This window comes from Streptomyces boninensis, from assembly GCF_048572725.1.
Classification (GTDB): Bacteria; Actinomycetota; Actinomycetes; order Streptomycetales; family Streptomycetaceae; genus Streptomyces; species Streptomyces boninensis.
In genome coordinates this window covers 7984481-8008506 of record NZ_CP183837.1, presented here as the reverse complement: position 1 = coordinate 8008506, position 24026 = coordinate 7984481, and the positions used below count along the sequence as shown (strand labels likewise).

The window sequence follows — 24026 nt, the reverse complement described above, 5'->3', positions numbered from 1 at the left end:
AGCGACATGACCACCCAGCAAACGACGACACCAACGATGCCGACCGTCTCCGGCGGCCCCTCCGCCCGCGCCGCGGTGCTGCGCACCGAGATCAGGCTCTACCGGCGTGACCTCTCCAACATCATCTCCATCGCCTTCCCGCCCCTACTGCTTCTGGTGCTCGGCCTCGTGCCGTCGTTCCGGGAGGTCAACAAGGACCTCGACGGCCTGCGGGTCATCGACCTCTACGTGCCGGTGGTGGTGCTGATCTCGCTGATCACGGCCGCCCTGCAGATCTTCCCGCCGATCCTGACCAGCTACCGCGAACTGGGCATCCTGCGGCGCATGTCGACGACCCCGGTGCGCCCCTCCACCCTGCTGTCCACGCAGATGTGGCTCAACGGGGTGATGGCTCTGGTGTCCGCGGCCCTGTGCCTGGTCGCCGGCCGGCTCGCCTACGACGTGGCGTTCCCGCGCGAGGCCGCGGGGTACGCGGTGACGCTGCTGCTCGCCGCAGCGGCCAGTCTCGCCATGGGCGCCGTGGTGGCGGCTCTGGCCAAGACCGCCAAGCACGCGACGGGCATCGGCACCGCGGTGTACTTCCCCGCGCTGTTCTGCACCGGCCTGTGGATTCCCGTGCAGGCCATGCCGGACGTGCTCGCCAACATCGTCGAGTTCACGCCCTTCGGCGCCGCGGCCACCGCCCTCGACCAGGCCGCCGCCGGCGACTGGCCCGCCTGGTCGCATCTGATCGTTCTCACCGTGTGGGCCGTGGTCTCCTCGGCCGCCGCCATCCGCTGGTTCCGCTGGGAGTAGGGGAACGACCGTGCACACTGAGGCCATGACGACGGCGGACGCTGATCTCGACCGGCATTGGGCGACCTTCCTCAGGTGGCATCCGTACTGGCTGCTCGCCACCGGCGTGCTGCTGTCGGCGGCCAACCTGGAGCTGACGTCCACCACGGGTGAGCGCATCGCCACCGGCGCGCTGGTCGTCACGGCTCTCGTACTGCAGCTGTGGTGGGGAAGGGCCCGTCGGCTACGGACGGGCCCGGACGCCACCTCGGCCACGTACTTCACGCTGCGCTGGGCGATCAGCGTGGTGCTCACCTGGCTGAACCCGTTCTTCGCGTTCTACGCGGCCACGGGCTACATCGACAACAACGAGCTGATCTCCGACAAGCGCTGGCGGAAGGCCGGGGCATTCGCCTCCTCCCTCCCGCTGGCCGCCGCCCAGGCCGGCGGGGTGCCCTTCAAGCACGCCGGGCAGTGGGCCCTGTTCGCCGGGCTGCTCCTGGTCAACAACGCGCTGCTGACGATGATCGCCTACTTCGTCCAGCACGAGGAGGAGCGGTCGGCCGCCAGGGCCGAGACCATCGACGAGCTCGAACGTACGAACAGGGCCCTGCAGCGGGCGCTCGACGAGAACGCCACCCTCCAGGCCAAACTCCTCGTCCAGGCCCGGGAGGCGGGCATCGAGGAGGAGCGCAGACGGCTGGCGGCGGAGATCCACGACACCATCGCGCAGGGCCTGACGGGCATCATCACCCAGCTCCACGTCGTGTCGGGCACCTCCGACCCGGCCACGGCGCACGAACACGTCGACCGCGCCGCCGACCTGGCCCGGCACAGCCTGGGCGAGGCCCGCCGCTCCGTGCAGAACCTGTCTCCCGTGGGCCTGGTCCACGACACGCTCCCGCAGGCGCTGCGGAACTCGGTCGACCGGTGGGGGGAACAGAACGGCATCCACGCGGAGTTCACCCTCGCCGGCGATGCCGTGGAGCTGCACGGCGAGCTCTCCGCCACGCTCCTGCGCATCACCCAGGAGGCGCTGGCCAACGCGGCCAAGCACGCAGCCGCCTCCCGCGTCGGCGTCACCCTCAGCTATATGGACAGCGAGGTGACGCTGGACGTACGCGACAACGGCCGGGGCTTCGACCCGCTGCGGGTGCCGGAGCGCACCGGGGCCGGCGGCTTCGGCCTCGCCGGGATGCGCTCCCGCGCCGAGCGCGTCGCCGGCTCCCTCAGCATCGAGTCCGAGCCCGGTTACGGCACGGCGGTCTCGGCGCAGGTGCCCCTGCTCCGCCCGTGAAGGGTGGGGCAGTTAGGGGTTCCGCCCCTCCGCGTGCGGGCACGACGATCTCTTCATGCAACGGTCGTACGGCGCCCTTCTCGCCCTGGCCTGTCTCAGCGCCCCCCTGATCGGCGCCGGCCCGGCCACCGGCGGCGAGGCGGGCCGGCAAGCTCTCGACGTACCCGGCCTCGACCGCCCGGTCGACGTCACCGTCGACACGTGGGGCGTCTCCCACATCCGCGCGAAGAACAGCGACGACCTGTTCTTCGCGCAGGGCTACACCGCGGCCCGCGACCGGCTCTTCCAGATCGACACCTGGCGGCGCGACGGGCTCGGCGAGCTCAGCGAGGTGCTCGGCCCCGATTACGTGGCGCAGGACACCGCCTCGCGGCTCTTCCTCTACCGGGGCGGCATGGACCGGGAGTGGAAGAGCTACCCGGCGGGGACGCGCGCGGTCGCCACCGAGTTCGCCGCCGGCATCAACGCCTATGTCGACTGGCTGGCGGAGCACCCCGACGCCCTGCCGCCGGAGTTCAAGAAGCTCGGCTACCGGCCGGCCCGCTGGCGGCCCGAGGACCTCGTCCGGATCCGCACCCACGCCCTCGGCGACAACCTCCGCAGCGAGCTGGCCCGCGCCCAGATCACCTGCGCGGACGGCATCGACGCCACCAAGGCGCTGAGGAAGCTGGAGCCGGCCCATACGCCCCGCATCCCGGCGGGTCTTGAGCCCTGCGACATCCCCGCGGATGTGCTGGCGACCTACGACCTGGCGACGGCGGGCGTCGCCTTCGCCGACGGCGAGGCGCAGCCGACCGACCCCTCCGCCGACGCGCTCGCGGGCGCGGCCGGCGGCAGCAACGCCTGGGCCCTCGCCCCTGAACGGACCGCGTCCGGGCGCCCCATCCTGGCCGCCGACCCGCACCGGGCCAGCACCGCCGCCCCGGCCGGCCGCTACCTCGTCCACCTGACGGCCCCCGGCATCGACGTCATCGGTGCCGGCGAGCCCTGGAACCCCGGGGTGAGCTTCGGGCACAACGGGCACGTCGCGTTCGGCCTCACCAACATGCCGATCGACCAGAACGACCTCTACGTCTACGAGCTGGACCCCGACGACCCCACCCGCTACCGCTACCGGGACGGCTGGGAGTCGTTCGACACCGTCCAGGAGGACGTGCCGGTCGAGGGCGCCGCCCCGGCCCGGGCCACCCTCCGCTTCACCCGGCACGGCCCCGTCGTCCGGGTGGACGAGGAGAAGAACCGCGCCTACGCCGTCCGCACCGTGTGGAGCGAGCCGGGCACCTCCCCGTATCTCGGCAGCCTCGCCTTCCAGCGGGCGGAGAGCTCCGAGGACTTCACCAGCGGCCTGAAGGACTGGAAGACCCCCGGCTCCCACCTGGCGTACGCCGACACCAAGGGCAACATCGGCTGGACCCCGGCGGGGCTGACGCCGCGCCGCGAAGGGGACGGCTACGACGGGCTGCTGCCGGTGCCGGGCGACGGGCGGTACGAGTGGGACGGCTTCCACCGCCAGGACGAGATGCCCAGCGCGCGCAACCCGCGGCAGGGCTACTTCGCCTCGGCCAACGACTACAACTTTCCCGAGGGCCACTCCGTGACGCCGACCTACGAGTGGCATCCGCGGTTCCGCAAGGACCGTCTCGACCAGGTCCTCTCGGCCGCCGGGAAAGCCACCGTCAAGGACTCGCTGGACCTCCAGACCGACCAGACGTCGCTCTACGCCCAGCAGCTGGTGCCCTATCTCGGCTCCCTGGACTCCACGGACCCCGACACCCGGGAGGCGCTGCGGATCCTCCGCGACTTCGACGGCGTCATCGCCGAGGACTCCGCGGGGGCCGCGCTGTTCGAGATCTGGAGCATGGCCATCCTCCGGTCGGCGTGGCTGAAGGAGGTCGCCCCCAAGAGCGCGGGCAACCCGGGATTCTTCGCCGTCCCCGAGGTCGGGCTCATGCTGGAGTCGTTCGCCGAGCCGGAGAAGTGGTTCGGCCAGGACGGCGCCAAGGTGCGGGACCGGCTGCTGCTGGAGAGCCTGCCGGCCGCGTACGGCATCCTCACCGACGCCCTCGGCCCTGACCCGGCCGCCTGGCGCTGGGGCGACCTGCACACCCACACCTTCCGCCACCCGCTGGGCGACACCTTCGGCCCGACGGCACGCGGCGGCTCGTACCAGACCGTGCAGCACTCCGCCTACAACCTGACCAACCTCCAGCAGATGGTCGGCCCGGTCTTCCGGATGGCCCTCGACGTGGGCGACTGGGATGCCGCCCGCGCCATCAACGCCCCCGGCCAGTCCGGCGACCCCACCAGCCCGCACTACGGCGACCTGCACAAACTCTGGGCAGGAAATGGGACCTTCCCACTCGTCTACACCCCGGAAGCAGTCGAGCGGAACGCCGCCGAGCACCTCGTGCTACGGCCCGCCGACCGTCAACCCACCTAAGGAGCAGCAACCATGGGACACCACTTCTCGCTCACGCTGAACCGGGAAGTCACCGAGCAGGAGACCGTCACCCTGAAGGAGAAGAGCACCGCGAGCATCGCCTTCGCCGACGCGGTCCTCCCCACCGACGCGGACGTGGCCGTCACGAAGCTCACCTTCGAGGACGATGTCGCCGACACCCTCGCCGAGGCCATCGAGGCGGGCTTCGAGACGGTCAAGGCGATCCCCGACGTCACCATCCCCGGCCTCAGCGTCCCCGCCCAGCCCGCGGCGGCCGACGGCGATGCCGACGCGGACGCCGGGGCCTCCGAGGAGAAGGCCGAGGCCGCCTCGTGAGCATCCCCCGCGAAGAACTCACCCTCGACGGCCTCGAGCCCATCCCCGACGAGGTGCTCGCCGCCAACTACTCCCCGGAGCTCCCCTCCGGCTACGAGGACCCCGCGCAGGAGCGCCGCTACCGCAAGGAGCGGCTCGCCGGCGCCCTCCGCCTCTTCGCCGAGTTCGGCTTCGACGAGGGGGTGGCGGGTCACATCAGCGCCCGCGACCCGGAGTTCCCCCACCTTTTCTGGGTGAACCCGTTCCTCATCCCCTTCGCGCACGTCAAGGTCAGCGACCTGTCGCTGGTGGACGAGGCGGGCAATGTGCTGAAGGGCAAATACCCCATCGCGAAGCCCGCCTTCGTCATCCACTCCTGCATCCACCGGCACCGGCCGGAGGTCGTCGGGGCCGCCCACGCCCACTCCATCTACGGCAAGGCGCTCTCGGCCACGGACCAGTTCATCGAGCCCCTCACCCAGGACGCGGCCGTCTTCTACCAGGACCAGGCGTCCTTCGACGACTACAGCGGCGTGCTGGAGGACGTCGACGAGGGCAACCGGCTGGCCGCCACGCTCGGCGACAAGAAGGCCATCATCCTCAGGAACCACGGGCATCTGACGGTCGGCAAGTCCGTCGACTCCGCCGCGTACTGGTACATCACCATGGAACGCTCCGCGCAGACCCAGCTCGCGGCCAAGGCCGCCGGCGAAACGCGGCCGATCAGCCCCGAGTACGCCAAGCTGACGTACGACCAGACGGGCATGGACGAGGCCGGCTGGATGCAGTTCCAGCCGCTCTACGACCACATCGTCCGCACCCAGCCCGACCTGCTCGACTGACCCCTCTCCCGTACCATGGGCGCGACATGGCTGACATCACATTGCTGCTGGTGGACGACCATCCCGTCGTACGGGACGGGCTGCGCGGCATGTTCGCCGCCGCCGACGGGTTCACGGTCCTCGGGGAGGCGTCCAGCGGGGTCGAGGCCGTGGACCTGGCGGTCCGCCTCGACCCCGACGTCGTCCTGATGGACCTGCGGATGCCCGGCGGCAATGGCGTCGACGCCATCGCCGAGCTGAAGCGGCGCGGGGCGCGGTCCCGGGTCCTGGTGCTCACCACGTACGACACGGACACCGACACGATCCCGGCGATCGAGGCGGGCGCGACCGGCTATCTGCTCAAGGACGCGCCCCGGGATGAGCTGCTCGCGGCGGTACGCGCCGCCGCCGACGGCCGCGCCGTGCTGTCGCCGGCGGTCGCGTCCCGGCTGGTCACCGCCGTACGCGAGCCGACCGCGGTCGTGGACGAGACGCTTTCGGGCCGCGAGCACGAGGTGCTCCTGCTCGTCGCCCGCGGCACCTCCAACCGCCAGATCGCGGCCAAGCTGTTCATCAGCGAGGCCACGGTGAAGACCCACCTGCAGCACATCTACGCCAAGCTGGACGTGAAGGACCGCGCCGCGGCGGTCGCGGCCGGCTACGACAGGGGCATCCTCGGCCGCCCCTGAGCACCGGCGGAGCCGAGGACGGGAGCGGCCACACTCATCGTCGTGGGGCCCGGACGCGACTCGGCCACCAGGTGGCGGAACTCGATCCCGGCCCGGTCGCCGTCAGCGTCCGGCAGCTCGGCAAGGCACTCGCACGCGTCGCCGGTGAACCCGGCGAACCGGTAGGCGACCTCCATCATCCGGTTACGGTCCGTCCGCCGGAAGTCCGCGGCCAGGTGCACGCCCGCCGCCGCGGCCCCGTCGATCAGCCAGTTGAGAAGCACCGAACCCGCGCCGAATGACACCACCCGGCACGAGGTGGCCAGCAGCTTCAGATGCCAGACCCGCTCGTGATAGCCGAGCAGCAGCACCCCGACCGCGCCGTGCGGGCCGAAGCGGTCGGTGAGGGTGACGGTGAGCACGTCGTGGCCCGGGTCGGCGAGCAGGGCGCGCAGGTCGGCGTCGGAGTAGTGCACGCCGGTGGCGTTCATCTGGCTCGTACGGAGGGTGAGCTCCTCGACGCGGGTGAGGTCGGCGGCGTCGGCGCGCTTGATGTCCATGACGAGTTCCAGGGAGCGCAGGAACTCCTCGTCCGGGCCGGCGAAGCTCTCGCGCTCCGCGGTGCGCCGGAAGCCCGCCTGGTACATGTCGCGGCGGCGGCCGGCGTCGGCGGTGACGACGGCGGGGCTGAACTCGGGGAGCCGGGTGAGCGCCGCGGCCTGGCCGGCGTCGTAGCAGCGGATCTCCGGGTGGTGGTACGTGACCTCGGCGCGCTCGGCGGGCTGGTCGTCGATGAAGGCGATGGTGGGCAGCGCGAAGTTCAGCTGGTCCGCTATCTCCTTCACCGAATGGGACTTGGGGTGCCAGCCGATCTGCGGCAGCACGAAGTATTCGGCTACGCCGAGGGCCTCCAGCTGCTTCCAGGCGTGGTCGTGGTTGTTCTTGCTGGCCACGGACTGGAGGATGCCCCGGGAGTCGAGCTCGACGATGGTGCGGCGGATCTCGTCGGGCAGGGAGACCTCGGGGTCCTCCAGCAGGGTTCCCCGCCACAGGGTGTTGTCGAGATCCCAGACCAGGCATTTGACGACGGCGGGCGCTTCGGACACGGGTGGCTCCTTCGGGACTGCGGTTGCTTAGGTGGCGTCGAGGGCGTGCCGGGCGAGGATCAGCTGCGAGATCTCGGTGCTGCCCTCGATCAGTTCCATGGCCTTGGCGTCCCGGTAGGCGCGGGACACCACATGCCCGTCGGTGAACCCGCGGGAGGCCAGCACCTGGACGGCGGTCGCGGCGCCGCGGGTGGCGTGGGTGGCGGCGACCTGCTTGGCCAGCACGGCGGCCACGGCCGCGTCGGGGGCGCCGCGGGTCCACTGGTCCGCGGCGTGACGGCAGACCTGGGTGGCGATGCGCTCCGAGGTGTAGAGCTCGGCGATGTGCCGGGCCACCAGCTGGTGCTCGGCGATGGGGGTGCCGCCCTGCTCGCGGGTGCGGGCGTCGGCGGTGGCGGCGGCCAGGCAGGCCCGCAGAATGCCGGCGCACCCCCAGGCCACCGACATCCGGCCGTACGACAGAGCGACGGTGAAGAGCAGCGAGAGCGGCTGCCCGCCGCCGCCGAGGACCGCCTCGGCCGGGATCCGTACGCCGTCGAGGACGATGCGGCAGTGGGTGGCGGCGCGGCAGCCGAGTGGGTCCGGGACCGGCTCGACGGTCACGCCGGGAGCATCGGCGGGGACCATGGCCGCGGCGCCGCTCGGCCCGTCCCCGTACAGCCCGAAGACGAGGACGAGATCGGCGTACCCGGCGCCCGTGATCCACATCTTCTCGCCGGAGACCAGCAGATCGCCCGTGCCGTCGCCGGCCGGGCGGATCCGCGTGCTCATGCCGCTCAGGTCGGAGCCCGCGCCGGGCTCGCTGAAGGCCGCGCAGGCGAGCTGCCCGCTCGTCAGCTTCCCGAGATAGCGGCGGCGCTGCTCGCGGTCGCCGAAGCGGTGCACGGTGGTGGCGGCGATGCCCTGCACCGTCATGATGCTGCGCAACGAGCTGCACCGGGCGCCGACATGGGCGGTCAGCTCGCCATTGGCGAGGCCGTCGGCGCCGGGCCCGCCGAAGCGGGCGGGCACCTCCGCCGCCAGCACGCCGAGACCGCCGAGCTTGCGGAGCAGGGCGACCGGGATGCGGCCGGCGGCGTCCCAGGCGGCGGGTCCTTCACCGATCAGCTCGTCGATGACCGCGGTGTCGGGCGTCATCCGTCCTGACCGCCGGCTCCGGCCGGGCCGAGGCGCTGCACCAGCGCCGCCATGGCCCGCACGCTGGTGAAGTTCTCCCTGGCCAGCTCGGGGCCGACGATCTCGATGTCGTACTCGTCCTCCAGGTGCACCACCAGCTGCAGGGCGAACATGGAGGTGATGACGCCGGTGCCGAAGAGGTCCTGTTCCGCGGTGGGTTCGCTGCCGGTCTGCGCGGCGAGGAACGCGGTCAGCTCCTTCTCGACTGCGGCGCCGTCGGCTTCGGCGTTTGCGGCGGTCATCGGGTGTGCCTTTCCGTAGCGGACTGGTAGTCGTAGAAGCCCCGGCCCGTCTTACGGCCGTGGTGGCCGTCGCGGACCTTCCGCAGCATCAGCTCGCAGGGGTCGCACTCGGGGTCGCCGGTGCGTTCGTGCAGCACCCGCAGGGAGTCGACGAGGTTGTCGATGCCGATCAGGTCGGCGGTGCGCAGCGGCCCGGTGGAGTGGCCGAGGCAGCCTTCCAGCAGGCCGTCCACGGTCTCCACGGTGGCGACCCCCTCCTCCACGAGCATCGCCGCGCGGTTGATGAGCGGGTGCAGCAGGCGGTTGATCACAAAGCCCGGAGCGTCGTTGACCACCAGCGCCTCGCGGTCGAGCGCGCCGAGCAGCTCGGCGACCGCGTCCATGGTGGCCGCGCTGGTGTCGGTGCCCCGGATCACCTCGACCATCTTGATCAGGTAGGAGGGGTTCATGAAGTGCACCCCGACGAGCTCCTCGCCCCTGACGACCCAGCCGGCCATCTCGTCGACCGGGACGCAGGAGGTGTTGGAGATCAGCAGAGTGCCGGGGGCGACCAGGGCGGAGACCTCGGCCAGCACCTTACGCTTGACCTCGGCGACCTCCACGACGGCCTCGATGACGGCGGTCGCGTCGGCGACGTCGGCCAGTGAGGTGGTGGTGGTCACGGTGCCCTGGGGCCGGTCCGCGGGCAGGGCGCCCATCAGCTGGGCGTGCTTGAGCTTCTGCCGGATGGTCTTACGGGCCGCGGCCAGGATCTCGTCGTCGATGTCGACGAGCGTGACGCTCACGCCGTGACCGGCCGCGAGGACGGCGATGTTGGTGCCCATGACACCGGCGCCGACGACGGCGAGCCGGTGGTGGGCTGCCTGCTCGTTCTGTATGTCAGTCATCGTCCCTGTCCTGAGAGGCGGTGAGGTGTGTGGCAAGCCAGGTCTCGACGGCTTGCGCGGTGGTCTCGGCCTGGGAGCCGATCATTGAGAAGTGGTCGCCGGGCACGGATACCGGGGTGACGGCGTCGGAGAATGCCCAGGCGCCGCCTTCGCCGGCGTCCGGGCCATCGGCGTGCCGGACCAGCAGGGTCGGCAGCGGTCCGGCGTGGGGCAGTTGGTCGCGCCAGTCGAAGGCGTAGTAGTGCGCGAAGGCGGTCAGCCAGTCGTCGCCGCCGACGCCGGATGCCCCGGTGCCGTCGCCGTTGTTGGCGAGCACCGCCGCGGGCAGATCGGCGAGCAACTCGTCGGGCACACCGGCCATTTCGGGGGTGAAGGTGTCGAGCAGCACCAGGCCCGCCGGAGGCCGGCCGCGGTCGGCGAGCCGGGTGGCGAGCGCGTGCGCGGTCAGCCCGCCGGACGAGTAGCCGATCAGCACGAACGGGCCGGCGGCCGCTTCCGGTGCGGCCAGCACGGTCTCGGCGTACAGGTCGAGCAGCGCATCCGGGCCCGCGGCCAGCGGCTCGTCCGGCCCGTATCCGGGGACCGAGGTGGCGACGATCCGCCGCTCGCCGCGGAAGGCGTGCGCCAGCCGGGCGAACTCCTGGGCATCCGCCGTCGCGCCGAACGATGGCAGGCAGATCAGCAGCGGGTTGGCCGCGTCGACAGGGCCGCGGGTGAGGGGGACGAGCGGGGGGATGGCCCCCAGTTCGGCTGGGCTTGCGAAGGAGGGGCGGAATGCGGCGAGGCTGGTGATCATCCGCATGACGTCCGCGCCGCGGCCGGAGCTGTGGGCCCGTACGTACAGGGGCGTGAGGGACTGCGCGGCGGCGGGGGCCGACGTCTGGCCCGTCCCGGCGGCCGCGGCCGCGGCGAGCTGCTCCCGCAGGTGGGCGGCCGTCTCCGTCGGGGTGGGATGCTCGAAGATCAGCGGCCCGGTCAGGCGCAGGCCGGTGACCTGGGCGAGGCGGTTGCGTACGTCCACGGCGGACAGGGAGTTGAAGCCCTGCTCGAGGAAGGTCACATCGGGCTGTACGGCCGTCGGCTCGTCGTGTCCGAGAACGGCGGCGGCGTGCTCGCGCACCACTTCGAGGAGGATCGTCTCCTGCTCGAGTACGGATGGAGCCGAAGCGAACCGACCGCGCAGAGCGGCGGTCTCCGGGGTGGTGTGGGTGCCAGGTTGGGTGTCGTCGGGTTGGTCGGGGGTGGCTTCGGGGAGGGAGGACAGGAGCGGGCTGGGGCGGTGGAGGGTGTACGTCTCCAGGAAGCGGTCCCAGTCGACGTCGGCGACCACCAGGCGGTCGTGGTTCTCGTCGAGTGCCTCGGCGAGGCCTTGGATCCCGCGTTCCGGGGCCATGGGCCGCACCCCGTATCCCGACACCCACTCTCCGCCGTCGCCGGCGCCCATTCCGCCGCCGCCCCACAGTCCCCAGGCGATCGCCGTGCCTGCCAGGCCGGCGCCGCGGCGCTGCTCCACCAGCGCTTCGAGCGCGCCGTTCGCGGCCGCGTAGCCAGCCAGCAGACCGCTGCCCCAGGCCGCAGCGCCGGAGGAGAACACCACGAAGGCGTCCAGCTCCGTATTCCGCTCAAGAGTCAGCTCGTGCAGGTGCATCGCCCCGGCGACCTTCACCGCCGAGGCAGCCGCCAGCGCCTCCACCGACAGCTCCACGACCGGCGCCCCATGCTCCACACCGGCCGAATGCACCACCGACGACAACCCGACACCGGAGCCGTCAATCCAGTCGAGCAGGCCGCCCACCGACTCACGCGCCGACACATCGCACGAGACCACCTCCACCCCGCACCCCAACCCGGCCAGCTCCCCCGCCAACTCCGCGGCACCCGCCGCGCCCGGGCCCGATCGGGACGCCAACACGACGCGTGATACGCCCCGTTCGGCGAACAGCCGCGCCGTTCGCCCGCCGATCAGCCCGGTTCCGCCTGTCACCAGCACCGCGCCGCTCGGCACGAACGCGTCGGTCTCAGCCCCGTCGTCCTTGTCGGCGTGTACGAGGCGCCGGCCGAAGACACCGGCGGGGCGCAGCGCGACCTGATCCTCGCCACCCGCACCGCTGCCGAGCACGGACACGAGCCCCGCACCCAGTCCTGCATCGAGCTCCTCGCAACCGGCCGGCAGGTCCACCAACCCACCCCACACCTTCGGCAACTCCAACCCCACCGTCTGCCCCAACGCCCACACCTGAGCCTGCGCCACACTCGGCGCCTCCCCCTCCCCCACCGCAACCCCACCGCGCGTGACCGCCCACACGGGAACCTCCAACCCCGCATCCACCACCGCCTGCACCACACCGGTCACACCCACCACACCACCAGGAACCCACTCACACCCCTCCACACCCACCTCATCCACACCCAGCAACGACACCACCCCACCCAGACCCGACACCCCGCCGAACACCCCAGCCAGCACACCCCGATCCACAACCCCATTCACCTCAACAACCCGGGCTTCAACCCCACGCCCCTCCAGCACCCGGGCTACTTCACCCGCCAGCCCCAACCCCACCGACGACGCCACCACCACCCACACACCCGACAAGTCATCGCCCGAGCCACCCTCCACGGGCTCCCACTCCACCCGATAACGCCAGCCATCCACCCCCGGCACCACACGCGAACCCTCGGGATACTCCGGCCAGAACCGCCGCCGCTGAAACGCATACGTCGGCAGCTCGACGACGCCCTGACCCGCGGGCAAAAGCCCACTCCACCCCACCGACAGCCCACGCACCCACGCCGCACCCAGCGACCGCAGCAACCGCCCCACACCACCGTCATCACGCCGCAACGTCTCGATCAGCACCGGATCGGGCAGATCCGCACGCGGCACCAGCACCTCCTCCACCGCGGTCAGCAGCACCGGATGCGCGGAGGCCTCGACGAAGCTGCGGTGCCCGGAGGCCGCGAGCGTCTCGACGGCCTCGGCGAACCGCACTCCACGCCGCACGTTCGCGTACCAGTACTCCGGGCCGAGCTCCGGCCCGTCGAGCAGGCGTCCCTCCACCGTCGAGAAGAAGGGGACGGCAGCCTTGCGAGGGCTGATACCGGCCAGCGCCGCGGGCAGCGTCTCCGCCAAGGGCTCGCACAGCCGCGAGTGCGCGACGAACCCCGTAACCGGGACGCGCCACCGCATGACCCGCCGCGCCCGCAGCTCGCGCTCGAACTCCAGCAGCGCGTCCGGTTCACCCGACACCACCGTCGCCTGGGGCGAGTTCACCGCCGCGATCGCCAGCCTGTCGCCCCACTGCTCCAGCAGCTTCGCGACCTCGCGGGCCGGCATGACGACGGACAGCATCCCGCCGTCGACGTCCAGGCCGGCCAGCAGCTGCGCCCGTACGGCAACCACCCGGGCCGCGTCCTCCAGCGACAGCACCTCGGCCACCGTCGCCGCCGCCACCTCACCCTGTGAGTGGCCCATCACCACATCGGGGCGCACCCCGGCCGCCCGCCACACTCCGGCCAGCGACACCATCACCGCCCACAGCATCGGCTGCAGCACCTCGGTCTCCTCGACCGAGGGAGCGCCTTCGTCCTGCCGCAGTACGGCATACGGGTCCCACTCGACATGCGGCATGAGCGCCGCCGCACAGCGCGCGAACTCCATCGCGAACACCGGCGACTCAGCCAGCAGCTGCCGCCCCATCCCCTCCCACTGCGAGCCCTGGCCCGGGAAGACGAACACGGTGCGGCCGGGACCGCCGGCCGGGACGGCGCCGACGGCGACCGCGCCGTCGGGGCGGCCCTCGGCGACGGCGGAGAGCCGCTCGGCGAAGGCCGCGCGCTCGGCGCCGACGACCACGGCACGGTGCCGGAAGACGCTGCGGCCGGTGACCAGCGCGCGGGCGACGGCGGCAGGTTCGGCGTCCGTCGCATCGAGCGTGAGGGGAAGCATGCGGTCGGCCTGCGCGGCCAGGGCCTCGGGCTCGCGCGCGGACAGCGGCCAGGCGGTGACGTCGAGACCCGGCGCCAGCAGCGCCGGCTCGGCAGGGACCTGATCGTCGCTCGCACCGGCCGGCGGCTCGGCGGGCGGCGGCTCCTCCACGATGACGTGGGCGTTCGTGCCGCTGATGCCGAAGCCGGAGATCCCCGCCCGCCGCGGCCCGCGATCCGATACGGGCCAGGGCCGCTGTTCGGTCAGCAGCCGGACCTGGCCGGAATCCCAGTCGATCTCCTTGGAGGGCTGCTCGGCATGCAGGGTGCGCGGCAGCGTCCCGTAATGCATGGCCAGCACCATCTTCATGATCCCGGCGACGCCGGCGGCGCCCTGGGCATGGCCGATGTTCGACTTGATCGAGCCGAGCCACAACGGCAGTTCGGCGGGGCGCTCCTGGCCGTACGTGGCGAGCAGGGCGCCCGCCTCGATCGGGTCGCCGAGGACGGTGCCCGTACCGTGCGCCTCGACCGCGTCGACCTGCTGGGGCGTCAGGCCGCCCGAGGTGAGCGCGGCGCGGATCACCCGCTGCTGGGAGAGGCCGTTGGGCGCGGTGAAGCCGTTGGAGGCACCGTCCTGGTTGACCGCGGTGCCGCGTACGACGGCGAGGACGGGGTGGCCGAGGCGGCGCGCGTCGGACAGGCGCTCCACGGCCAGCATCCCGGCGCCTTCCCCCATGCCCATGCCGTCGGCGGAGGCGGAGAACGCCTTGCTGCGACCGTCCTCGGACAGCCCGAGAGACGAGCCGAAAGCGAACGCGCCCGGGGCGGCCATCACCGTGACCCCGCCTGCGAGGGCGAGTTCACACTCGCCCGCGCGCAGCGCCTGGCAGGCCAGGTGCAGCGCGGCCAGCGAGGCGGAGCAGGCGGTGTCGATCGTGAGGGAGGGGCCTTCAAGCCCGAGGACGTACGAGACCCGCCCCGACAGCACCGCGCCGCCGTCGCTGACCGGCGTGCTCGTCTCGACGCCGGCGGTGCTGCCCACGAGCGCCTGGCTGTAAAGCTGCATCCAGCCGCCCACGAAGACTCCGGTACGGGAGCCCCTGAGCGTGGTCGGATCGATGCCGGCCCGCTCCAGCGCCTCCCAGGAGGTCTCCAGCAGCAGCCGCTGCTGGGGGTCCATGGCGAGCGCCTCCTTCGGCCCGATGCCGAAGAAGGGGGCGTCGAAGTCGGCGGCCTCGTGGAGGAAACCGCCCTCCTGGCCGAAGGCGGAGTGCAGATCCCAGCCCCGGTAGGCGGGGAAGGAGTTGATGGCGTCGGTGCCGTCGGCGAGCAGCTGCCAGAGGCGCTCGGGGGTGTCGGCGCCGCCGGGGAAGCGGCAGCCCATGCCGACGATGACTATGGGGTCGGCGGCATTGCCGGCGCCGGGGGCACCGATGGCTTCGGCGGCTTCGGTGGCGGAGAGCGCGAGGCGGGCCGGCGCACTGGCCGTGTCGGCCGCCGGTTCCGGGATGTCGAAGAGCTTGCCGTGCAGCATGTCCGACAGTGCCGCAACCGACGGGTAGTCGAAGACCAGCGTGGAGGGCAGCCGGAGCGCGGTGACCTCGACAAGCCGGTTGCGCAGGGCCACCGCCATGACCGAGTCGAAGCCCATGTCGCGGAATGCCTGGTGCGGATCGACCTCTTCGGCGCCCTCGTGCCCGAGAGCGGCGGCGGCCTCGGCGCGTACGGAAGCCTCGAGCTCCGGCTTGCGCTCGGCGGGCGGGAGCGCGGTCAGGCGCTGGACCAGGGGGGTGGCGGGGGCGTCGGGTCGGGTGTCGGTGTCGTCGGGTTGGTCGGGGGTGGCTTCGGGGAGGGAGGAGAGGAGCGGGCTGGGGCGGTGGAGGGTGTACGTCTCCAGGAAGCGGTCCCAGTCGACGTCCGCGACCACCAGGCGGTCGTGGTTCTCGTCGAGTGCCTCGGCCAGCCCTCGGATTCCGCGTTCCGGGGCCATGGGCCGTACGCCGTATCCCGACACCCAGTTGCCGCTGTCACCGGCGCCCATTCCGCCGCCGCCCCACAGTCCCCAGGCGATCGCGGTGCCTGCCAGGCCGGCGCCGCGGCGCTGCTCCACCAAGGCTTCGAGCGCGCCGTTCGCGGCCGCGTAGCCCGCCAGCAAGCCGCTGCCCCAGGCCGCAGCGCCGGAGGAGAACACCACGAAGGCGTCCAGCTCCGTATTCCGCTCAAGAGTCAGCTCGTGCAGGTGCATCGCCCCGGCGACCTTCACCGCCGAGGCAGCCGCCAGCGCCTCCACCGACAGCTCCACGATCGGCGCCCCATGCTCAACGCCCGCCGAATGCACCACCGACGACAGCCGTGCACCGGAGCCGTCAATCCACTCCAGCAACGCACCGGTCGCCTCTCGGTCCGCGATGTCGGCGGCCACGACATCCACCGTCGTCCCGGCCGCGGCGATCGATGCCGCCAGCCCGGCCACTCCAGCAGCCCTCGGCCCCGACCGACTGGTCAGCACCACCCGGGCAGCACCCCGTTCAGCGAACAGCCGTCCCGTATACCCGCCGATCAGCCCCGTCCCGCCCGTGACCAGCACCGCGCCACCGGGCACGAAACTCTGCGCGATCCTGTCGTCCTTGTCGTCCTTGTCGGCGTGTACGAGGCGCCGGCCGAAGACACCGGCGGGGCGCAGCGCGACCTGGTCCTCGCCACCCGCACCGCTCCCGAGCACAGACACGAGCCCCGCACCCAGTCCTGCCTCGAGCTCCTCGCAGCCGGCCGGCAGGTCCACCAACCCACCCCACACCTTCGGCAACTCCAACCCCACCGTCTGCCCCAACGCCCACACCTGAGCCTGCGCCACACTCGGCGCCTCCCCCTCCCCCACCGCGACCCCACCGCGCGTCACTGCCCATACGGGAACCTCCAACCCCGCATCCACCACCGCCTGCACCACACCGGTCACACCCACCACGCCACCAGGAACCCACTCACACCCCTCCACACCCACCTCGTCCACACCCAACAACGACACCACCCCACCCACACCCGACACCCCACCCAAAACCCCAGCCAGCACACCCCTCACGCCCTCAACCCCATCCACCTCAACCACCCGCACCTCGACTCCGCCCCCCTCCAGCACACGAGCCACCTCGCCCGCCAGCCCCAACCCCACCGTCGACGCCACCACCAACCACACACCCGACAACCCGCCACCGGACGAACCCTCCACGGGCTCCCACACCACCCGATAACGCCAGCCATCCACCCCCGACACCGCACCCGCACCCTCGGGATACTCCGGCCAGAACCGCCGCCGCTGAAACGCATACGTCGGCAGCTCAACAGCACCGCTCTCCCCCGCAGGCAAAACCGCACCCCACCCCACCGACACCCCACACACCCACGCCTCACCCAGCGACCGCAACAACCGCCCCACACCACCGTCATCACGCCGCAACGTCTCGACGGTGACGACAGACCGCCCCTCGTCTCCGAGGTCGGCAATGGCCGGAGTCAGTACGGGATGCGGGGACACCTCGACGAAGGCGCTGTGACCGGCGTCGACCAGGGTCCGTACGGCACGGTCGAACTCGACGGTCTCCCGCAGGCTGGCGTACCAGTACTCCGGGTCGAGCTCCGCACCGGAGATCATGTCGCCGCTCATGGCGGAGATCATCGGAACCTGCGCCGCACCCGGTGTGATGCCATCGAGCGCGGCCAGGATGTCGTCGCGGAGGTCGTCGACCTGCGGGCTGTGCGAGGCGTAGTCCACCGGGATCAGCCGCGTTCGCACCGACTCCCCGCACGCGTCCTGCAGCTCGCGCAGCGCGTCCGGCTCCCCGGAAACCACGGTCGCCGACGGGCCGTTGACGGCGGCGATCGACAGCCGCTCGCCGAAGGAGGCGATCCGCTCCCGTACGGCTGCGACCGGCTCGGCCACCGACAGCATCCCGCCCCGCCCAGCCAGCACCTTCAGCGCACGGCTGCGCAGCGCCACCACCTTCGCCGCATCCTCCAGCGACAGGATCCCGGCCACCGCGGCCGCAGCAATCTCACCCTGCGAATGCCCGACAACGGCATCCGGCTCCACACCCGCCGCCTGCCACACAGCAGCCAGCGACACCATCACCGCCCACAGCGCAGGCTGCACCACGTCCGCAGCCTCAAACCCATGCCGTCCGGCCAGAACCTCATCCAGCTCCCACTCCACGTACGGAGCAAGAGCCTGCGCACACTCGGCCAGCCGCGCCGCAAAGACAGGCGAGGCGTCGGCCAACTCCCGCCCCATCCCCACCCACTGCGAGCCCTGCCCCGGGAAGACGAACACCGTCTTCCCCTCGCCGGACGCCGGCGACCCCGTCACCACACCGGGCGAAGGCTGGTCGGTGGCCACCGCCGCCAGCCCCGTCAGCAGCTGGTCCCGTCCTGCGCCCAGCACCACCGCACGGTGCTCGAACGCGGTGCGGGTGCTGACAAGCGCCCGTGCCACGTCGGCGGGTGGCGCCGGCTCCGGTCGCGTAAGGGAATGCACCCGCAGCCGCTCCGCCTGCTCGGCAAGGGCGGCAGCGGAACGCCCCGAGACGGCGAAGGGCACGATCTCAAGGTCCGGGCGGAGCAGCGGCGGCCGTTCCGGTCCCGCGGCGGGCGCGGAGCTCTCCTCAGAGCTCTCCTCCGCCGGCGCCTCCTCAAGGATGAGGTGCGCGTTGGTCCCGCTGATTCCGAACGCCGACACGCCCGCGCGCCGCGGCTGATCGCCGGCGGGCCATGCCATGGGCTCCTGCAGCAGTTTCACGTGGCCGGCGGACCAGTCGACATGCGGGGTCGGCTGCGCCGCGTGCAGGGTGGCGGGCAGCTCGTCGTGCTGCAGCGCGAGCACCATCTTGATGATCCCGGCGACCCCGGCCGCCTGCTGGGCATGCCCGATGTTCGACTTGATCGACCCCAGCCACAGCGGCCGGTCGGCCGGGTGTCCCTGCCCGTACGTGGCCAGCAGGGCCTGTGCCTCAATCGGGTCGCCCAGGGTGGTGCCGGTGCCGTGTGCCTCGACCACGTCGATGTCGGCCGCGGTCAGCCGCGCGCTGGCCAGGGCGGCGCGGATGACGCGCCGCTGCGACGGGCCGTTCGGCGCGGACAGGCCGTTGGAGGCGCCGTCCTGGTTCACGGCGCTGCCGCGGATGACGGCCAGCACCTGGTGGCCATTGCGCCGCGCATCCGAAAGCCGCTCCAGTACGAGCACGCCCACTCCCTCGGCGATGCCCATGCCATCCGCGTCCGCGCCGAAGGCCTTGCAGCGTCCGTCCGCCGCGAGCGCGTTCTGCGCCGAGAAGCCCACGAACTCACCCGGCCCGACGATCACGGTCACGCCGCCTGCCAGCGCCAGCGAACACTCACCATTGCGCAGCGCCTGCGTCGCCAGATGGGCGGCCACCAGGGAGGAGGAGCAGGCGGTGTCCACCGAGACGGCGGGCCCGACCAACCCCAGCGCGTACGAGACCCGCCCGGACAGCACGCTCATCGCCGTACCGGTGATCAGATGCGCCTCGGAGCCGGATATGTCGCCGCCTTCGGGATACCCGGAGGGCGCGGCACCCGCGAACACGCCGGTGTCCGATCCCTTCAGCGAGGCCGGATCGATACCGGCCCGCTCGATCGCCTCCCACGACGTCTCCAGCAGCAGCCGCTGCTGCGGGTCCATCGCGAGGGCCTCACGCGGACTGATCCCGAAGAAGCCGGCGTCGAAGTCCGCCGCCCCGTCCAGGAAGCCGGCCTGGGCCACATCGCTGGTGAACACGGCCTCCGGGTCGGGGTCGAAGAGCGCATCGAGGTCCCAGCCACGGTCGGCGGGAAAGTCCCCGACCGCGTCCCCGCCCGAGGCGAGCAGCTCCCACAGCCCTTCGGGATCGCTGAGGCCGCCCGGGTAGCGGCAGGCCATCCCGACGATGGCGATCGGCTCCCGCTCCCGCTCCGTCACCTCGCGCAGCCGCGCCCGCGTGGCGCGGAGCTTCGCGGTGGTCTGCTTGAGGTAGTCGAGGAGTTTGTCGTCGTTCTGCATCTGCCTTCTGCCCTTCGGCCTGCTTCGGGAGTGGGTGGCGCACCGGACCGCCGACCGGCGGGATCAGTCGAGGTCGGGATCGTCGAGTTCGTCCTCCAGGAGGGCGAACAGCTCGTCCGCGGTCGCCTCCTCGAGCGCGCGTTGCTGCTCCGCTTCGTCCACGACGCCTCCCGCCGTCCCCTGCTCGGACCGGAGGGCGCGGAACCGCTGGGTCAGCGCTTCCAGCCGGGCGACGATCTCGGTACGGGCCGCTTCGTCCGAGGGCGTGAGCCCGGCTGCCAGGCGTTCGAACTCGTCCAGCACGGCCGTGTGGCCCACCAGTTCGTTCTCGAACAGCTGGGTGAGGATCTCCTCGGCCAGGGCCGTGGGGTTGGGGTGGTCGAAGACCACGGTGGACGGCAGCCGGACTCCGGCGGCGGCGTTGAGCCGGTTACGGAGCTCGACCGCGGTGAGCGAGTCGAACCCGACGTCGCGGAAGGCGCGGGCCGCGTCGATCTCGTCGGTGGAGTCGTGGCCGAGGACGGCGGTGGCGTGGGAGCGGACCAGCTCGATGACCGTACGGCGGCGCTCGGCCTCCGAGAGGGCGGCGAGGCGGGCGGCGTATTCGCTGTAGCCGTCGTCTCCGGCGCCCGTTGACGCCGCGGGTGCGGGGTCGTCCTGGGCCTCGGGGATGGTGTCCAGGAGGGGGCGGGGGCGGGCCATCCGGAAGACGGGGGCGAACTTCTGCCATTCGACGTCGGCGACGGCGATGAAGGTCTCGTCTTCGGTGAGGATTTCGCCGAGGGCGGTCAGGGCGCGGTCGGTGTCGAGGAAGTTCATGCCCTGGCGACGCAAGCGGCTGGGGGTTACCGCTCCCGCCCCCTGCGTCATCGCGGCATCGACGGCATCCCAGTCGCGGGTATCCCACACGCCCCAGGCGATGGACGTCGCCGGGAGACCACGGGAGCGGCGGTCCTCGGCGAAGCCATCCAGGAAGGAGTTGCCTGCCGCGTAGGCGCCGTGGTCGTTACTGCCCCAGGTCGCCGAGATCGACGAGAACAGCACGAACTCGTCCACATCCAGCCCGGCGGTGGCCTGGTCCAGATGCACCGCGCCGACTGCCTTGGCGCCGAGCGCGGCGGCCAGGCCTTCCCGCTCGGTGTTCTCCACCCAGGCCAGGTAGGGCTGATTCGCCGAGTGCAGCACCGTCGAGAGGCCGGGTCCGGACGCCTCGATCCAGGACACCATGCCGGAGACCTGCTCCAGGGTCTGCAGGTCGCAGCTGAGCACCTCGACATCGGTGCCGCCTGCCGCGATCGAGGCGGCGAGGGCGGGTACGCCGGGAGCGGACGGCCCGGAACGGGAGGTCAGCACCACCCGCGAGGTGTCGTGATCGGCGAGCCAGCCGCCGATGCTGACGCCGATCGAGCCGGTGCCACCGGTCAGCAGGACCGTGCCCCGCGGCGACCAGCGTCCGGCCTGCGCACGGCGCGCCTCGACCCGTACCAGCCGGCGCAGGAAGACGCCTTCGGTCCGCAGCGCTACTTGATCCTCGCTGGTTTGCGCCAGGACGGATGCGAGGTGGGTGCCTGTTCGGTCGGTGAACTCGGTGGGCAGGTCGATGAGGCCGCCCCACAGCTCGGGACGCTCAAGGCCGACCGCGCGGCCCAGGCCCCAGACCGCGGTCTGAGACGGGCTGGTCGTCACCTCGCCCGCGCCGGTCTGCACCGCGCCGCGGGTCAGCGTCCACACCGCAACCTCGGCCCCGGCCTGCTGCACCGCCTGGACCAGCTCCACCGTCGCCGCAATGCCCCGCGAGATCCACGGAAACTCCGCATCCGGGGTCTCGTCCAAGGCCAGCAGCGACACCACACCCGCGGCATCTGCCAGCGCGGATGGGGTCAGCTCGTCGGGACCGGCGACGGTGACCACGTCGGCGCCGTGCCCTGCCAACGCCTCCGCGATCGCGAGTGCCTCCCGATCGTCCCCGACCAGCAGCCAGGTCCCGGACAACGCAGAGAGACCGCCGAGGTCAGACTGCTGCCAGGTGATCTGATAACGCCAGTCATCCATGGACTTCCGCTGGGCAGCGGGTACCTCGGGCCAGAAGCGGCGCCGCTGGAAGGCATACGTCGGCAGCTCCACCGTCGCGCCGCCACCCAGCACCGCCGTCCAGTCGACGGGCACGCCGCCTACGAACGCCTCGGAGAGGGAGGTCAGCAGCCGCTCCGTACCACCGTCGTCGCGCCGCAGGCTGCCTACGGTGATCGGCGACGCCTCGTCGAGGCTGTCGGCGATGGCCTGGATCAGCACCGGGTGCGGAGAGGCCTCTACGAACACGCCATGGCCGGCCTCACCCAGGACGCGGATTGCCTGGTCGAACTCGACCGGCTCGCGCAGCGAGGCATACCAGTAGCCGGCATCCATCTCCGGCCCCGTCAGCCATTCACCGCTCATGGCCGAGACCATCGGGATGCGCGCCTCGCCGGGAGCGATCCCGTCCAGCGCGGCGAGGATGTCGTCGCGGAGTTGGTCGACCTGCGGGCTGTGCGAGGCGTAATCCACCGGAATCAGGCGTGTCCGCACCGACTCCCCGCACCCGTCCTGCAGCTCGCGCAGCGCGTCCGGCTCGCCCGAGACCACGGTCGCCGACGGGCCGTTGACGGCGGCGATCGACAGCCGCTCGCCGAAGGAGGCGATCCGCTCTCGCACCGCTGCGACGGGTTCTGCGATGGACAGCATCCCGCCGCGCCCGGCCAGCGCGGCCAGCGTCCGGCTGCGCAGTGCGACCACCTTGGCCGCGTCGTCCAGCGACAGGATCCCGGCCACCGCAGCCGCCGCGATCTCGCCCTGGGAATGCCCCACCACGGCGTCGGGCTGGACGCCGGCGGCCTGCCAGACGGCGGCCAAAGAGACCATCACCGCCCAGAGCGCAGGCTGCACCACATCCGCAGCCTCGAACCCATGCTGCCCGGCCAGAACGTCATCCAACTCCCAGTCGACATAGGGAGCCAGCGCCGCCGCGCACTCGGCGAGCTTCGCCGCGAAGACGGGCGAGGACTCGGCCAATTCACGGCCCATCCCGACCCACTGGCTGCCCTGGCCCGGGAAGACAAAGACCGTCCGCCCCACGCCGACCGGCGACACCTCGCCGGTCACCACACCAGCCGCCGGCTGGTCGGTGGCCACCGCCGCCAGCCCGGCCAGCAGCTCCTCCCGCTCAGCCCCGAGCACCACCGCACGGTGCTCGAAAATCGACCGCGACGTGGCCAACGACCACGCAACGTCCCCCACCGGGATCCCAGGCCGACCCACCACATGCTCGCGCAGCCGCCCCGCCTGACCCGCCAACGCCACCGCACTTCGACCTGATACGACCCACGCCGGAACCGCACGCGCTAGCACCGGCAGCACCGGGGCATCCACGGTCTCGGAAACAGGCTCAGGCTCCTCGACGGCGACCGGCGCCTCCTCCAGGATCACGTGCGCGTTGGTGCCGCTGACCCCGAATGCGGAGACACCCGCCCGACGCGGCCGACCATTCGGCAGCCACTCGCGCTGCTCCTGTAGCAGTTGGACGTTCCCGGCCGTCCAGTCGATCTGCGTGGACGGCGTCTCCGCATGCAGGGTTCGCGGCAATTGGCTGTGCTGCAGCGACAGCACCATCTTGATCACACCGGCGACACCGGCCGCCGTCTGCAGATGCCCGATGTTCGACTTCACCGAACCGATCCACAACGGCCTGTCGTCGCCCGGCCGCTCCTGGCCATAGGTCGCCAGCAGCGCCCCGGCCTCGATCGGATCACCGAGCGATGTACCCGTCCCGTGCGTCTCCACCACATCGACATCCGCCGCCGACACCTGCGCGTTCGCCAGTGCTGCTCGAATAACCCGCCGCTGCGACGGGCCATTCGGCGCGGACAGACCGTTGGAGGCGCCGTCCTGGTTCACGGCGCTGCCGCGGATGACGGCCAGGACCTGGTGCCCGTTACGTTCCGCATCCGACAGCCGCTCCAGCAGCAGCACACCGGCACCTTCACCCCAGCCGATGCCATCGGCCTCATCCGAGAACGCCTTGGACCGCCCGCTGGAGGCCATCCCGCCCTGCTCGGAGAACTCCATGAACGCACCCGGCGAAGTCATCACGGCCACGCCACCGGCCAGCGCCATCGTGCACTCACCACCACGCAGCGCCGACACCGCCTGATGCAGCGCCACCAGCGAAGACGAACACGCCGTATCCACCGTCACCGCAGGACCGGTCAGCCCCAGCACGTACGAAATCCGGCCGGAGGCGACTGCGGAAACGGTTCCGATAAGCCGGTAGCCGTCCAGACTCTGA

The 24026-nt window shown here is 71.8% G+C and carries 12 protein-coding genes (1 of these 12 cut by a window edge); 6 read left to right on the top strand and 6 right to left on the bottom strand.

Annotated features, from left to right (window positions below; all coding sequences use genetic code 11):
* Positions 1 to 6: 6 nt before the first annotated feature.
* Genes ACNNMR_RS36275 through ACNNMR_RS36250 form a run of 6 tightly spaced genes read left to right on the top strand, consistent with a single transcriptional unit; the run spans position 7 to position 6336 of the window.
* On the top strand, positions 7 to 795 hold the full coding sequence (locus ACNNMR_RS36275; protein ID WP_419998939.1) for an ABC transporter permease: 789 nt from the start codon (positions 7 to 9) through the stop codon (positions 793 to 795).
* Between the two features lie 25 nt (positions 796 to 820).
* On the top strand, positions 821 to 2071 hold the full coding sequence (locus tag ACNNMR_RS36270; RefSeq protein WP_419998938.1) for a sensor histidine kinase: 1251 nt from the start codon (positions 821 to 823) through the stop codon (positions 2069 to 2071).
* A 55-nt stretch (positions 2072 to 2126) separates the two neighbouring features.
* Positions 2127 to 4511, top strand: a complete 2385-nt coding sequence (locus ACNNMR_RS36265; protein ID WP_419998937.1) for a penicillin acylase family protein — start codon at positions 2127 to 2129, stop codon at positions 4509 to 4511.
* Between the two features lie 12 nt (positions 4512 to 4523).
* Positions 4524 to 4847 carry a hypothetical protein gene (locus ACNNMR_RS36260; protein WP_419998936.1) on the top strand — a complete coding sequence of 108 codons (324 nt, stop codon included), beginning with the start codon at positions 4524 to 4526 and terminating at the stop codon, positions 4845 to 4847.
* 41 nt (positions 4848 to 4888) lie between these two features.
* Positions 4889 to 5668 carry a class II aldolase/adducin family protein gene (locus tag ACNNMR_RS36255; RefSeq protein ID WP_420000608.1) on the top strand — a complete coding sequence of 260 codons (780 nt, stop codon included), beginning with the start codon at positions 4889 to 4891 and terminating at the stop codon, positions 5666 to 5668.
* A gap of 26 nt (positions 5669 to 5694) precedes the next feature.
* Positions 5695 to 6336: a response regulator gene (locus ACNNMR_RS36250; protein WP_419998935.1), complete on the top strand. Its 642-nt coding sequence runs from the start codon at positions 5695 to 5697 to the stop codon at positions 6334 to 6336.
* On the opposite strand, the gene ACNNMR_RS36245 is transcribed toward ACNNMR_RS36250, so the two are convergent.
* From ACNNMR_RS36245 to ACNNMR_RS36220, 6 genes are all read right to left on the bottom strand, one after another.
* The gene (locus ACNNMR_RS36245; protein WP_419998934.1) at positions 6306 to 7421 is read right to left on the bottom strand and encodes an HAD-IIIC family phosphatase; all 1116 of its coding nucleotides are present in this window, start codon (positions 7419 to 7421) and stop codon (positions 6306 to 6308) included. The genes ACNNMR_RS36250 and ACNNMR_RS36245 overlap by 31 nt on opposite strands.
* 27 nt (positions 7422 to 7448) lie before the next feature.
* Entirely contained in the window at positions 7449 to 8558 is a 1110-nt protein-coding gene (locus ACNNMR_RS36240) for an acyl-CoA dehydrogenase family protein (protein ID WP_419998933.1), read from the bottom strand.
* Positions 8555 to 8839 carry an acyl carrier protein gene (locus tag ACNNMR_RS36235; RefSeq protein ID WP_419998932.1) on the bottom strand — a complete coding sequence of 95 codons (285 nt, stop codon included), beginning with the start codon at positions 8837 to 8839 and terminating at the stop codon, positions 8555 to 8557. Before ACNNMR_RS36235 ends, ACNNMR_RS36240 begins: the two co-directional genes overlap by 4 nt.
* Entirely contained in the window at positions 8836 to 9726 is an 891-nt protein-coding gene (locus tag ACNNMR_RS36230; protein ID WP_419998931.1) for a 3-hydroxyacyl-CoA dehydrogenase family protein, read from the bottom strand. Before ACNNMR_RS36230 ends, ACNNMR_RS36235 begins: the two co-directional genes overlap by 4 nt.
* A complete protein-coding gene (locus ACNNMR_RS36225) occupies positions 9719 to 19705 on the bottom strand; it encodes an SDR family NAD(P)-dependent oxidoreductase (RefSeq protein WP_419998930.1) in 9987 nt (3328 codons plus the stop codon). Before ACNNMR_RS36225 ends, ACNNMR_RS36230 begins: the two co-directional genes overlap by 8 nt.
* Positions 19706 to 19768: 63 nt before the next feature.
* Positions 19769 to 24026, bottom strand: the 3' end of a protein-coding gene (locus ACNNMR_RS36220; RefSeq protein WP_419998929.1) for a type I polyketide synthase. It continues 23150 nt past the right edge of the window; 4258 of the gene's 27408 nt are visible here — the last part of the coding sequence; the start codon falls outside the window, past its right edge; it ends in the stop codon at positions 19769 to 19771.

Excerpts from the sequence above, each read along its gene's own strand:
- ACNNMR_RS36225 (WP_419998930.1), bottom strand. The coding sequence starts at position 19,705 with ATGCAGAACGACGACAAACTCCTCGACTACCTCAAGCAGACCACCGCG.
- ACNNMR_RS36230 (WP_419998931.1), bottom strand. The coding sequence starts at position 9,726 with ATGACTGACATACAGAACGAGCAGGCAGCCCACCACCGGCTCGCCGTC.
- ACNNMR_RS36250 (WP_419998935.1), top strand. The coding sequence starts at position 5,695 with ATGGCTGACATCACATTGCTGCTGGTGGACGACCATCCCGTCGTACGG.
- ACNNMR_RS36275 (WP_419998939.1), top strand. The coding sequence starts at position 7 with ATGACCACCCAGCAAACGACGACACCAACGATGCCGACCGTCTCCGGC.
- ACNNMR_RS36270 (WP_419998938.1), top strand. The coding sequence starts at position 821 with ATGACGACGGCGGACGCTGATCTCGACCGGCATTGGGCGACCTTCCTC.
- ACNNMR_RS36265 (WP_419998937.1), top strand. The coding sequence starts at position 2,127 with ATGCAACGGTCGTACGGCGCCCTTCTCGCCCTGGCCTGTCTCAGCGCC.
- ACNNMR_RS36240 (WP_419998933.1), bottom strand. The coding sequence starts at position 8,558 with ATGACGCCCGACACCGCGGTCATCGACGAGCTGATCGGTGAAGGACCC.
- ACNNMR_RS36235 (WP_419998932.1), bottom strand. The coding sequence starts at position 8,839 with ATGACCGCCGCAAACGCCGAAGCCGACGGCGCCGCAGTCGAGAAGGAG.
- ACNNMR_RS36260 (WP_419998936.1), top strand. The coding sequence starts at position 4,524 with ATGGGACACCACTTCTCGCTCACGCTGAACCGGGAAGTCACCGAGCAG.